Consider the following 12,401-nt stretch of genomic DNA (forward strand, 5'->3'; position numbering starts at 1 on the left):
CGTCGAGCCGGGGTGTGCGGAGCGCACGGGTGGTGGGACGCACACCTGAAGGGCCGCAGATCCTCCACTCTAACCGCGCACCCGCCCCGGTAGCCTGTGCCTATGCGCGAGACCACAGACGCCGAGCACGTCGAGACCGACACCGCCCACGACACGATCGGCGCAAGGGTCTTCACCGACCGGTGGATCGGCGTGCTCCTGGCGATCGGTTCGGCGATCGCGCTGGTCGCCTCGTTCCAGCTCAGCCTGGACAAGATCCGGCTGCTGGAGAACCCGGAGTACACGCCGGCGTGCAACTTCTCCATCCTCATGAGCTGCAAGAGCGTCATCAACTCCGCCCAGGGCGAGGCGTTCGGGTTCCCCAACCCCTTCATCGGGCTCGTCGGGTACGGCATCGTCATCGCGATCGGCGTCGCCGCCGCCTCCGGGGTGCGGTTCCCCCGCTGGTACTGGGTGGGCGCGCTGCTCGGACTGACGTTCGCCGCGGTCTTCGTTCACTGGCTCGCGTTCCAGTCGATCTTCTCCATCCAGGTGCTGTGCCCGTGGTGCATGGTCGTGTGGGCCGTGACCATCCCCATGTTCTGGTACACGCTGCTGCACGTGCTGGCGAAGGTCACGCGCGCGGGCTGGGTGCGCGCGCTGCAGCGATGGCACCTGGTGCCCGTGGTGGTCTGGTACCTGGCGGTGGCGGGTGTGATCCTGTGGGCCTTTTGGGACTTCTACTGGGCCGACTTCTTCGCCAACCTCTGACCGGCCGTGGAGTACACCGGGATCGACGTGGTGATCCCCGCCCACGATGAGCAGGACCTGCTCGCGGGCTGTCTCGACGCGCTCGCGGACTGCATCGCCGCCACCCCGGTCCCGGTGACCGTCACGGTCGTGCTGGACTCCTGCAGCGACGCCACCGAGGAGATCGCGCGGGGGCGGGCCCGTCTCGTGCGGACGAGCGCCCGCAACGTCGGCATCGCCCGGGCGCGCGGGTTCGACTCGCTGCGGTGTTCCTCGCCGTCGTCGCCCTCATCGTCGTCGCCCTCATCGTCGTCGCCCTCATCGTCGTCGCCCTCATCGTCGTCGCCCTCGTCGTCGTTGCCAGCGGCGCCCCGCACGCGGCGCTGGTACGCGACCACCGACGCCGACTCGCGTGTGCCCCGCTCGTGGCTCACCGACCAGCTGGCATTGGCCCGCGCCGGCGCCGACGTCGTGGCCGGTCTGGTCGAGGTCGACGCCTGGTCGGACTGGGCCCCCGCCACCCGGTTGCGCTACCTCGAGGGCTACCACCCGGGCCCCGGCCACCGGCACATCCACGGCGCCAACATAGGCCTCTCCAGCGAGGCCTACCGTCGGCTGGGCGGCTTCGACCCGCTTCCCGTCCACGAGGACGTCCGCCTGGTCGGGCGTGCGCAGGACGCCGGTCTGACGGTGGTGTGGTCGACCGCCGCGCCCGTGACGACCTCGTCCCGCCGGTCCGGGCGAGCCCCCGACGGATTCGCCGCCCACCTCGCCGCCATCGAAGGGACCCTTGCGCCATGAGCTCGACCGACGGCTCCACCACGTCCTCCGCGCCCACCGCCTCCCCCGCGCCCACCGGCACCATGGGATCCGCCGACCTCGCCCGCGCGTGGATTCGCGAGGGTCGTGCCGACCTGCCCCTGCCCGCCCGTGGCGACACCCGCACGCGGTGGGCCGAGCTCACCGCGATGTGCACCCACGACATCGCCGCCGGACGCCTCGTCGAAGCCCACGCGGACGCCGACGCGATCCTCGCCGAGATCGAGGGCACCCGCGTGGGGCGCGACGAACTGTGGGGCGTGTGGGCCGCCGAGCCGCCGATGCCGGTGCTCACCGCCCGACGCCCGGGCGACGGCTCGGGCCGCGCCCCGGGTGACGGCTCGGGCCGCGCCCCGGGTGACGGGTGGGTGCTCGACGGGGTGAAGAGCTGGTGCTCCGGCGGCGACGTGTGCACGCACGCCCTGGTCACCGCCCTCGACCGCGACGACGATGACGACGACGAGCCCCGCTTGTTCGCCGTGGATCTGCGTCACCCCGGTGTCGCCCCCCGGGCGGACGGCTGGGCGAACCCGGGGATGGCGGGCAGCCGCACCACCGCCGTCGAGTTCACCGACGTGCCGGCCCGCGCCGTCGGCGACCGTCGCTCCTACCTCGACCGGCCCGGGTTCTGGCACGGCGGCGTCGGGGTGGCCGCCTGCTGGCTGGGCGCCGGGATCGCCGTGGCGCGGCCGCTGCTCGCGAGGGCGACCCGGCCCGACGTCGACCCCCACACCCTGGCCCACCTCGGAGGCGTGGACGTGGCCCTGGGCGGGGCCTCGTGGGCGCTGGACGCGGCCGCCGCGGAGATCGATCGCGACGGACCCGACGCCGACCTCACCGCCGCGCGCCACCGGGCCGTGCGGGTCCGCGCGATGGTCGAGGCCGCGGTCGACGAGACCATCCGGCGCGTCGGCCGGGCACTCGGCCCGGCGCCCCTCGCGATGGACCCCCGTCACGCGCAGAACGTGTCCGACGCCCAGGTGTACATCCGGCAGTTCCACGCCGAGCACGACCTCGCCGGGCTGGGCGCCACCGCCCGTACCCACGGCGGGTGGGCGTGGTGACGGGTCCCGCGGCGGCCGGTTCCACTCAGTGGGCCGGCATCGGACCCGGCGACCGGGGCACTCCCCACGCGAGCTGGGACGCCTGGCTCGGCGCGCGGGCCCCGGATCCGGAGCTGACCGTTCCCGCCGGGACGCGGCGGCTGGTCGTGGTCGCGCCCCACCCCGACGACGAGGTCCTCGGCGTCGGTGTCACCGCCACCCGGTTCGCCGCGGCCGGGGTGGAGGTGGCGATCGTGGCCGTCACCGACGGCGACGCCTCGCACCCCGACTCCCCCACCGTGACGCCCGCGCAGCTCGCCGCGCTGCGGGTCTCCGAGAGCCGCCGCGCCTGTGCCGTACTGGGCCTGCCCGAGCCTGTGCGGGTCGGCCTCCCGGACGGGGGCGTCCATGCGCACGAGGCTCGGCTGGCGGAGGCGATCGTGGAGGCCGTCGGTGGGGTCCCCGGACCGGACTGCGTCGTACTGAGCACCTGGCGCGGCGACGGCCACCCGGACCACGAGGCCTCCGGTCGCGCGGCCGCCGAGGCCTGCGCCGCCACCGGGGCGCGGTTGCTCGAGTACCCGGTGTGGACCTGGCACTGGGCCGAGCCGGGAGATCCGCGGGTGCCCTGGGACCGGAGACGCCGCGTCGTCCTGACGGAGTCCGAGTTCGCCGCCAAGCAGGCGGCCGTCGGCGAGTTCGTCACCCAGATCGCCCCGCTCTCGGATCAGCCGGGGGACGAGGCCATCCTTCCCGACTGGATCCTCGATCGCCTGGTTACCCGCGAGGAGACGGTGTTCTGGTGAGCACCCCCGGCCGTTACTTCGAGGAGATGTACTCCGGGTCGGCAGACCCCTGGGACTTCGCCGGCTCCTGGTACGAACTGCGGCGCTACCGACTGCTCGTCGCCTCGCTTCCCGAGCAGCGGTACCGCGTGGGCTTCGAACCCGCGTGCTCGGTGGGCGTGCTCACCGAGATGCTCGCCGGGCGGTGCGACGAGGTTCACGCGGTGGACGTCGTCGACACCGCTGCCGAGAACGCCCGCCGACGGGTTGAACGTGCGGGGCTGGACCACGTCCACGTCCGCACCGCCGACGCGCTGGATCCGTGGCCGCGAAGGTCCTGCGACCTTCTCGTCCTCTCGGAGTTCCTCTACTACACACCGGTCGACGGGCTCGACGACCTGCTCACGTCCATGCTGCGGCTGGCCGAACCCGGCGGGACCGTCGTGGCCTGCCACTGGCTGGGGCATTCCGACGACCACGCCTGCCACGGCGAGGACGTCCACGCCGCGCTCGCGCGCCGCACCGACCTCACCCGGATCGTCCACCACCGCGAGGAGGGATTCCTCCTGGAGGTCTTCCGCCGCGCCTGATTGCCGGCTGCAGCTAGTCCGGCTCCAGCTGCGGCTCCGGAGCCAACGCCTCAGCCTTGGCCTCGGCCTCCGCTCGAGTGACGAGATGCACTATCGCCTCGGTGTGCAGCCGGAACAACTCCCGGACGTCCGCGTCCCCGGTCAGGGATGCGAGGAAGATTCCGTCCCCGCCGGCGAGGGCGTACGTCGCGAGCACCCGGGCGTCCCCCTCCGGCAGCCCCGGCCGGACCCGGCACAGTTCCGCCGCGATGCGGTCGAGAGCCTCCCGGCGCAGGCGGAGGTAGATGCCGCGGGCGGCCGGCTCCACGGGCCTGCGCTCCAGCGCCAGCATCAGACACAGGCGGAGGAAGTCGGGCGAGTCGCGGAACGTCCTGGCCACCCCCAGGCAGAAGGCGGTCACGCGCTCCCGCAGGTCCTCGCCTTCCCCGCGGGTCACCTGACCCAGCCAGAGTTCGACGCTCTCCTCCACCACGGCCGCCAGCAGTGCGTCCTTGTCCGCGAAGTGCCAGTAGATCGAGCTCGCGGGGAGCCCGCTCTCCTTGCTCACCTGTGCGATCGAGGTTCCCTCGTACCCGCGTTCACCGGCGACAGCGGCAGCGGCGTCGATGATCCTGCGCCGGGACTCCCTCCCTTTGGCCCGGGTGCGCCTGCCCGTGGTCCCGGTCGATTTCTCAGCCATCCGATCCCTCGTTCCTGTGTCCGGCGACTCATTGCGAACTCCCCGCCCCAGACTTACTGTAGTGATCACTACAGTACCGTGCGGCGACCGCCGCCAGCACAGGAAGAGTGGAGAAATGATCGAATCGTTGACCCGGAACTGGTGGGTCCAACTCGTCCGCGGAGCTCTGGCGATAAGCCTCGGCGCGACCGCGCTGGTCTCGCCTGCCACGACCATGACGCTCGCGGTGTTCCTCGTCGCCGCGTTCGCCATCGGCGACGGCGCGATGACCATGACCACCGGCCTCGCGCTGCCGGACCGCGCCCCCGGCCGCGGCGGGATCGTCCTCGCCGGCGCTGGCTTCGTGATCCTCGGGCTGGTCGTGCTGTTCTGGCCCGGCATCTCGGCGACCGCGCTGACCCTGCTCTTCGCCGCCTGGCTGGTCGCCTCCGGCGCCCTCGTCGCCTTCGGCGCGCACACGCTGCGCTCGGCGATCCCCGACCCGTGGGTCATGGTGGCCCTCGGCATCGTCCTGACCGTGGTCGGGCTCGGAGTGGGCGTCGTGGGCCCCGCGGCGATCGGCACGTTCGTCACCTTCGCCGGCTGGTTCGGTCTCGCCGTGGGCGTGGTCATGGTCGCGGTGGCGTTCCGACTCCGTGCCGACTCCGACCGGCTCGAGCGCCGGGTGGCCGTCGCAGCCTGAACCGCGCCGCCCTCATCCACCGGCAAGGGCCGGGTGTCCCAAGTGCGACGCCCGGCCCTTTTGCCATGTGACCGTGCGACCTACTACGGGCTTCCGGGCCCCGGGCGCATGTCGCGACCCTGCGGCGAGCCACCGGGGTGGCTCGGCTCGCCGTACTTCTCGAGGACGTCGACCCCCAGCGTCGGCGAGGGATCGAGATGCGAGAGCCCGTTGAAACAGAGGTTGACTATGTGCGCGGCGACCTCTTCCTTGGGCGGCGTGCGGGCGTCGAGCCACCACTGGGCGGTACCGGAGACCATCCCGACCAGGGCCTGCGCGTACACGCTGGTGGTGATGGGGTCGAACCCACGGGCGACGAACTCCTCCTCGAGGATGTAGGTCACGCTCGCGGTGGCGTCGTTGAGCAGGGTCGAATACGAGCCCCCGCCCACCGGGGACGATTCGCGCACCAGGATGCGGAAGCCGTCCGTGCGTTCCTCGACGTAGCGCAGCAGCGCCATCGCCGCGCGCTCGATGCGCCGCCGCGACCCCTCACCCTGCAGCGCCTCGGTGATCTCCGCACCGAGGTAGGCGAGCTCTCGGTCACACACGACCGCGTAGAGACCCTCCTTGCCGCCGAAGTGCTCGTAGACCACCGGCTTGGACACGCCCGCCGCCGCGGCGATGTCCTCGACGGTCGCGGCGTCGTACCCGTTCTCCGCGAAGATCCGCCGACCGACCTCCACCAGCTGCTGCCGCCGCTTGGCAGCAGACATCCTGGTCCTCGGTGCCGGTACGCCCACGCCCGTCATGTCCCACCCCTTTTTCCGATGACCCGAGAATAACCACCTCTCGATCACGCTCCCCCCGTTCGGCGGCTCACCGACCCCGTCGGCACCCGAACGCATGTATCATTGTTGACGCATCACCAACTTGAGGCGAAGGAGCGAACAATGGCAATTCGACAGCCCGGACATCGCGGCACCATCGGCACCGTGACCGAGCACGGAGTCCCCTCGACCGTGGACATCGTGGTGATCGGCTCCGGCGGCGCCGGCCTCACCGCGGCGTTGACCGCCGCCAGGGACGGCGCGAGCGTGCTGGTCGTGGAGTCCCTCGAGATCGTCGGCGGCGCGACCGGCGTCTCGGCCGGCGCCGCCTGGATCCCCGCCCACGGATATTCGACCAAGGCACTCGGGGTGGACGACTCCCTCGATGACGCCCGCACCTACATCTACGGTGACGGTCGCGGCGAGACGCTCGACCACGAGGTCATCGAGACCTTCCTCCAAGAGGGCCCCAAGGTCGCCCGCTACATCGAGGCCAACACCAAGTTCGGCTGGATCCCCGTGATCTGGCCCGACTACCACTCGGACATCCCCGGTGCCTCCGTCGGCCGCGCCCTGTTCCCCGGGCCGTACAACGCCGAGGGCCTCGGCGAGGCCGCGCAGTACGTCCGCCCGGCGCTGACCTCGGGTATGGCCAAGAACCCGATGCCGTTCTGGGCGCTGGCCGGTCTCACGACCGACGCCTCCTGGATGGCCGGCCCCGCGCTCGTGGGTGCGCTGCTCGAGGCCGGGCTGGTCGCCGGTGTCGAGGTGCGCGTCCAGGCCCCGGCCGAGCGACTGTTGATCGAGAACGGCGCGGTCACCGGCCTGGTCATCTCGGCTGACGGCACCGAGCACACGGTGCGCGCCAACAACGGCGTGATCATCGCCTCGGGCGGCTTCGAGACCTCCGACGAGCTCGCCACCGAGTATCTGGACGGGCCACTGGGCACGCACGTCTCCCCCAAGGGCCACAACGGCATCGCCGTGCAGCTGGCCAAGGAGGTCGGCGCCGAGCTCACCACGATGGACGCCGCCTGGTGGATGCCCGGTGTGCAGATCCCGGGCGAGACCCTGGACGGCGTGCCGTTCGCGCGGCTCCTGCTGGGTGAGCGTTCGCTGCCCCACTCGATCATCGTGAACTCCGCCGGCAAGCGTTTCGCCAACGAGGCCCTGTCCTACGACCAGTTCGGCGGCGCCATGCGCGCGACCAACGACGAGACAGGCGGCAGTAACGACCCGGCGTACTTCGTCTTCGACCAGAACTTCTGGGACAAGTACGGCCTCTTCGGCTCGGTGCCCGGCGGCGAGGTCCCCGAGTACATCCACCAGGCGGCCTCGCTGTCCGCGCTGGCGAAGAAGATCGGCGTGGACGAGGTCGGCCTGCTCAAGACGGTCGACGAGTTCAACCCCGAGGCCGCCGCGGGTCGCGATCCGTGGTTCGGCCGCGGCGAGGCGCTGTTCGACCGGTACTTCGGTGACTACAAGCCGTTCCTCGGTCGCTTCTCCTCCGGGTCGTTCGCCCCGGCCGCGACCATGAAGGCCCAGATCGCGCTCGCCCTGGGAGTCGCGCCGATCGTCAACCGCGCCGCGAAAAAGGTCGCACAGCGCAACGACGCCGAGGCGGTCCGTAAGGCACTCGTCGGGCCGCTGGCCAAGTTCATGAAGCCGGTGCTCTCCTCGCCCCGCTCGTCGACGCTCGGCCCGCTGGAGAAGGGCCCGTTCTACGCGGTGAAGGTGCACGCCTCGGCACTGGGCACGGTCGGCGGTCCCGTCACCGATGCCTCCGGTCGCGTGATCACCACGTCCGGTGCTGTTGTTCCGGGCCTGTACTCGGCCGGTAACGCCGGTGGCGCTCCCACGAAGGGCTTCTACGCCGGAGCCGGCGGCACCATCTCGCTCGGCCTGGTGTTCGGGCACCTCGCCGGCAAGATCGCGGCAGCGACGCCGACGACCCCCGGAGCCGCTTCCGACCCGCAGACCGCGTAACCCCGCGCGGCGGCGATTGTCGCTGCTCGCAGAAGGTTGGGCCCATCGGTGCGCAGGTACGCATCGGTGGGCCCGACCTCATGTGCCAGACTGGTGACGGCCCGTTCGCGGGCCGTTCCCCCGTGGTGTAATCGGCAACACTCCTGATTTTGGTTCAGGCATTTCAGGTTCGAGTCCTGGCGGGGGAGCTAGAAGATCCCGCCGAAGATCCCCAGCGCCAACACCAGCAGCAGGATCGCAATGAGCGCGAACGCCGTCAATGCCGGCTGCCGAGCGCGCCGCGGCGAGCGCTTCACCTCGTCGTCGGGCGGGAAGGTCGGGTCCTGCTCCGGTCGACCGGGTCCGTTCATCCCCGTCACGAGTACCGCTCCTCCTCCATCCGGGCATAGGTCTCCAACAGTTCGAGTGCGTGCTCACCATCGGCACCCTCCGCGCGCAGACCCGTACGCATCGACTCCAGCATCTCCCGGCCGTGCGGGAACGGCGGCAGCAGCGGGACGTCCGGGTCGGTGATCACGTCGATCACGGTCGGTCGATCCGCGAGGAACCCCGCCTCGAGGGCGGGCACGAGCTGGTCGGGCTCCTCCACCCGCACCCCACGCAACCCCAGCAGTTCCGCGTAGCCGGCCATGTCGAACGGCGGCACGTCCTGCGACCGCGCGAACCGGGGCTGCGACTCGCTCTCGCGTTGTTCCCAGCTCACCTCCGCAAGGTCCCGGTTGCTGAGCACCACGATCACCATCGTGGGGTCCTCCCAGCTCGGCCACGCCTCGGACACGGTGATGAGCTCGTTGATCCCCAGCATCTGGATCGCCCCGTCCCCGGCCAGGACCGCGACCGGCTTGGCGGGCGCGGTGGCCTTGGCGGCGATCGCGTACGGGATCCCGCACCCCATCGACGCCAACGTCGACGACAGGTGGGCGGGCACGGACGTCGGCAGGTCCATCTGCCGTACGTAGTGGTAGACGCTGCTGCCCACGTCCACCGCGAGGCGCGCGTCGCGGGGCAGGTGGTCGGCCAGCCGCCGCGCGACCAGCTCGGGGTTCACCCCCCGGGCGGGCAGTTCGGCGCGCTCGCGGGAGATCTCCCGCCACTGTCCCACCCACTTCTCCACCTCGCCGCGCCAGCCGGAGCGGTCCCGCTCGGAGACGCGCGCGGCGAGCTCACGCAGCGCCGCCGCGGCGTCGCCCACCATGCCGACCTCGATCGGATACCGGTTCGCCAGGTGCACCGGGTCCAGGTCGATCTGCACCGCCCGCGCCCGCCCGGGCTCCGGGTAGAACTCGGTCCACGGGTCGTTCGACCCGACGATCAGCAGGGTGTCGCAGTTCTGGAGGATGCGCGCGCTCGCCGTCGTCCCCAGATGGCCCATGGTCCCGCCCACCAACGGCGAGGACTCGTCCACGTAGGGCTTCCCCAACAGGCTCATCGTCACGCCGGCGTCCAGGCGCTCGGCGAGTTCCATCAGCTCGGCCTGCGCACCGGCCACTCCGCGTCCGGCGAGGATCGCGATCCGCTCCCCCGCGTCGAGCACCTCCACGGCGCGCGCCACGTCGTCGTCGCGGGGCACGGTGACCCCGTGGGTCCACTCGGGCGCGGTGACCACCACCCCGTGTTCCTGGTCGAGGTCCTCGCCCAGTTCCGGCGCCTCCGCGTTCTGCACGTCGTGGGGAAGGATGACGACGACGGGCGTCCGGTGCGTCAGCGCGGAGCGGAACGCCCGGTCGATCACCATGGGCGCCTGCTCGGCCGACGCGACCGTCTGCAGATACGGGCCCGCGACATCCGCGAAGACGTTGCCGAGGTTGATCTCCTGCTGGTAGCCCGACCCGAGCACGCTGGTGTGCTGCTGCGCGACGAGAGCCACGACGGGCACGCTGTCGAGTTTGGCGTCGTAGAGGCCGTTGAGCAGGTGGATCGCGCCCGGGCCCTGCGTCGAGGTCATCACCCCGACCGCGCCCGAGTACTTGGCGTCGGCGACCGCCATGAACGCCGCCGATTCCTCGTGGCGCGCCCGCCCGAAGACCGGGGCGATCTCGGAGCGCTGCAGCGCCCCGAGCAGCGGGTTGTTGCCGTCCCCGGCGTAGCCGTAGATCCGTTCGACGTCCCACGCCACCAATCGTTCGACGACGAGGTCGGCCACCGTCCTGTCCGTGGTCATACGCGTGCCCCTTCCGCTCGTCAGCCGTAGTGGCCCTCACCGTAGGGGCCGCACCCGCGGGTCTCCACCGGTCACGGCGGCGCGGGCCCGCGCCAGCGGTTGTCCGGCGGACGGGGCGGATCTATCGTCCGCGGCATGGAGACCGATCTGAAGGCGCTCGCGCTCGTGTGCTCGCTCAAGGCCTCGCCGGCCGAGTCGAGCAGCGACCTCATCGCCCGCCAGGTCCTCGACGAGCTCGCCGGTCACGGCGTGGGCGGGGAAACCGTCCGGGTCGCGGATCACGACGTCCGTCCGGGGGTCGACGACGACATGGGCGACGGCGACGAGTGGCCCGCCATCCTCGACAAGGTCCGAACCGCCGACATCCTCGTGCTGTCCACGCCGACCTGGCTCGGCAATCCGTCCAGCATCGCGCAGCGGGTGCTGGAGCGTCTCGACGCGCAGCTGTCGGCGACCGACGACGAGGGCCGTCCGGCGATGTTCGGCAAAGTCGCCGTGGTCGCAGTGGTGGGTAACGAGGACGGCGCGCACAAGATCGTCGCCGACATGTTCCAGGGCCTGAACGACATCGGGTTCACCATCCCGGCGCAGGGCTGCACCTACTGGAACAACGAGGCCATGAACCCGGTGGACTACAAGGATCTCGCGGAGACGCCGTCGGCCGTGGCCTCGACCATCACCACGCTGTCGTCCAACGCGGTGCACCTGGCGCGGCTCCTGCGGGGCGAGCAGTACCCGGCGGTCTAACCCTTCGTGCCGCGCTCGACCGCGCTGCGGACGGTGTAGCGCAGGAACGCCGGGAAGGCGACCGCGCAGATCACCACGCCGATCACCACCAGTACGCCACCGCCGGACGCGGCGACCGCCGTACCGACAGACGCCGCGGCCACGCCGTGGGCCACGTCGCCGATCCGCGGACCGCCCGCCACCACCACGATGAACACGCCCTGCAGCCGGCCGCGCATCTCATCGGTGGCCGAGTCCAGCAGGATGGCCTGCCGGAATGCCGCCGAGACCATGTCGACCGCTCCGCCGAACGCGAGCGCGGCGAGGGCGAGCCACAGCCACCAGGCCGAGCCGCCGGGCGAGGCCGCCGCCACGAACACGCCGAACGCCACCATCGCCAGGCCCCACAGCGCCACGCACACCAGCACCGCCAGGCCCTGCCTGCGCACGCGCGGGATCCAGCCGGAGAACACCCCGCCGGCCACGGCGCCCACGCTCATCGCGGCGAACAGCAGCCCGAGGGCGGTGCCGCCCGTCGCGGGGTCGCCGAACGACTCGGTGGCGATCTGTGGGAACAGCGCCCTCGGCATGCCGAAGACCATCGCGATGACGTCCACGAGGAACGAGGCCAGCAGGATGCGGCGGGTGGCCAGGTAGGCGAACCCGTCGATCACCGACCTCAGCCCCACCGACCCCCGCTCCCCCTCGACCGGCTGCGGGGGGAGCCGGAACACCGCGTACAGGGTGGCGAGCAGCGCGACCGCGGTGAACAGGTACATCGTCGACAGGCCCAGGACCGGGATGAGGATGCCCGCGGACAGGGGCCCGACGATCGCCCCGAACTGCATCACCGTCATGTTCAGGGCCGAGGCGGAGGCCAGCTGATCGGAGGGGACGATCCTCGGGATGATCGCCGAACGGGTGGGCTGGTTGACGGCGAAGAACGCCTGCTGGACCGACAACAGCGCCATCACCACCCACACGTTCCGGTTGCCCGCCGCGGCCTGCGCCCAGAACAGCAGCGAGGTGGCGATCAGCCCGGTGGTGGTGACCATCAGCAGGCGACGCCGGTCGAGTGCGTCGGCCAGCGCGCCGCCCCACAGGCCGAACACGACGAGGGGCACCAGCGCGAACACGCCGGTGAGCCCCACATACGCCGAGCTGCGGGTGATCTCGAAGACCTGCTGGGGCACCGCGACGATCGACAGCTGCGCCCCGATTACCGTGACGATGTTCGCGAGCCACAGTCTGCGGAAATCCGGCGACCGGAGGGGACGGGTATCCGCCAGCTGGCGCCTCAGAACTGACACGCCGGGCACGCTACCCCGGTCCGGGACGGTTCGATTCGTCGGAGTCACCCTCTATCCTCGGACAGACAGTGCTGCAATTGCA

The 12,401-nt window shown here is 71.5% G+C and carries 13 protein-coding genes and 1 tRNA gene; 9 read left to right on the forward strand and 5 right to left on the reverse strand.

Annotated elements, in window-relative coordinates; all coding sequences use genetic code 11:
• Window positions 1–102 precede the first annotated feature (102 nt).
• The 5 genes from L8M95_RS04240 (at window position 103) to L8M95_RS04260 (ending at window position 3,966) form a co-directional block, all read left to right on the forward strand.
• A complete protein-coding gene (locus L8M95_RS04240; protein ID WP_260488215.1) occupies window positions 103–750 on the forward strand; it encodes a vitamin K epoxide reductase family protein in 648 nt (215 codons plus the stop codon).
• Window positions 751–756: 6 nt separating this feature from the next.
• On the forward strand, window positions 757–1,530 hold the full coding sequence (locus tag L8M95_RS04245; RefSeq protein ID WP_260488216.1) for a glycosyltransferase family 2 protein: 774 nt from the start codon (window positions 757–759) through the stop codon (window positions 1,528–1,530).
• A 62-nt stretch (window positions 1,531–1,592) separates the two neighbouring features.
• Window positions 1,593–2,612 carry an acyl-CoA dehydrogenase family protein gene (locus L8M95_RS04250; protein ID WP_260489156.1) on the forward strand — a complete coding sequence of 340 codons (1,020 nt, stop codon included), beginning with the start codon at window positions 1,593–1,595 and terminating at the stop codon, window positions 2,610–2,612.
• A complete protein-coding gene (locus L8M95_RS04255) occupies window positions 2,609–3,397 on the forward strand; it encodes a PIG-L deacetylase family protein (protein ID WP_260488218.1) in 789 nt (262 codons plus the stop codon). The genes L8M95_RS04250 and L8M95_RS04255 overlap by 4 nt, the downstream gene beginning before the upstream one ends.
• Window positions 3,394–3,966, forward strand: coding sequence for a class I SAM-dependent methyltransferase (locus tag L8M95_RS04260; RefSeq protein WP_260488220.1), 573 nt, complete (start codon window positions 3,394–3,396; stop codon window positions 3,964–3,966). Before L8M95_RS04255 ends, L8M95_RS04260 begins: the two co-directional genes overlap by 4 nt.
• 13 nt (window positions 3,967–3,979) lie before the next feature.
• Here the strand turns inward: L8M95_RS04260 and L8M95_RS04265 are convergent, their stop codons facing one another.
• The gene (locus L8M95_RS04265) at window positions 3,980–4,645 is read right to left on the reverse strand and encodes a TetR/AcrR family transcriptional regulator (protein ID WP_260488222.1); all 666 of its coding nucleotides are present in this window, start codon (window positions 4,643–4,645) and stop codon (window positions 3,980–3,982) included.
• 115 nt (window positions 4,646–4,760) lie between these two features.
• Between L8M95_RS04265 and L8M95_RS04270 the strand changes: the two genes are divergently transcribed.
• Window positions 4,761–5,327: an HdeD family acid-resistance protein gene (locus L8M95_RS04270; RefSeq protein WP_260488224.1), complete on the forward strand. Its 567-nt coding sequence runs from the start codon at window positions 4,761–4,763 to the stop codon at window positions 5,325–5,327.
• An 83-nt stretch (window positions 5,328–5,410) separates the two neighbouring features.
• Here the strand turns inward: L8M95_RS04270 and L8M95_RS04275 are convergent, their stop codons facing one another.
• The gene (locus L8M95_RS04275) at window positions 5,411–6,082 is read right to left on the reverse strand and encodes a TetR/AcrR family transcriptional regulator (protein WP_260488226.1); all 672 of its coding nucleotides are present in this window, start codon (window positions 6,080–6,082) and stop codon (window positions 5,411–5,413) included.
• 177 nt (window positions 6,083–6,259) lie between these two features.
• On the opposite strand from L8M95_RS04275, the gene L8M95_RS04280 reads away from it, so the two are divergent.
• Both L8M95_RS04280 and L8M95_RS04285 read left to right on the forward strand, forming a co-directional pair.
• A complete protein-coding gene (locus tag L8M95_RS04280; protein ID WP_260488228.1) occupies window positions 6,260–8,122 on the forward strand; it encodes an FAD-dependent oxidoreductase in 1,863 nt (620 codons plus the stop codon).
• Window positions 8,123–8,238: 116 nt separating this feature from the next.
• Window positions 8,239–8,310: transfer RNA gene (locus L8M95_RS04285), tRNA-Gln, on the forward strand.
• On the opposite strand, the gene L8M95_RS04290 is transcribed toward L8M95_RS04285, so the two are convergent.
• Window positions 8,311–8,481, reverse strand: coding sequence for a hypothetical protein (locus L8M95_RS04290; RefSeq protein ID WP_260488230.1), 171 nt, complete (start codon window positions 8,479–8,481; stop codon window positions 8,311–8,313). It lies immediately after the preceding tRNA gene.
• Window positions 8,478–10,283 (reverse strand): thiamine pyrophosphate-requiring protein, encoded by a 1,806-nt coding sequence (locus tag L8M95_RS04295; RefSeq protein ID WP_260488231.1) that lies wholly within the window; start codon window positions 10,281–10,283, stop codon window positions 8,478–8,480. Before L8M95_RS04295 ends, L8M95_RS04290 begins: the two co-directional genes overlap by 4 nt.
• A gap of 135 nt (window positions 10,284–10,418) precedes the next feature.
• Here L8M95_RS04295 and L8M95_RS04300 point away from each other — a divergent pair, with 135 nt between their 5' ends.
• Window positions 10,419–11,030 (forward strand): flavodoxin family protein, encoded by a 612-nt coding sequence (locus L8M95_RS04300; RefSeq protein ID WP_260488232.1) that lies wholly within the window; start codon window positions 10,419–10,421, stop codon window positions 11,028–11,030.
• Here the strand turns inward: L8M95_RS04300 and L8M95_RS04305 are convergent.
• The gene (locus tag L8M95_RS04305) at window positions 11,027–12,310 is read right to left on the reverse strand and encodes an MFS transporter (RefSeq protein WP_260489157.1); all 1,284 of its coding nucleotides are present in this window, start codon (window positions 12,308–12,310) and stop codon (window positions 11,027–11,029) included. The genes L8M95_RS04300 and L8M95_RS04305 overlap by 4 nt on opposite strands.
• Window positions 12,311–12,401: the final 91 nt, after the last annotated feature.

This window comes from Dietzia sp. B32 (assembly GCF_024732245.1).
In the GTDB taxonomy this organism is placed as follows: Bacteria; Actinomycetota; Actinomycetes; order Mycobacteriales; family Mycobacteriaceae; genus Dietzia.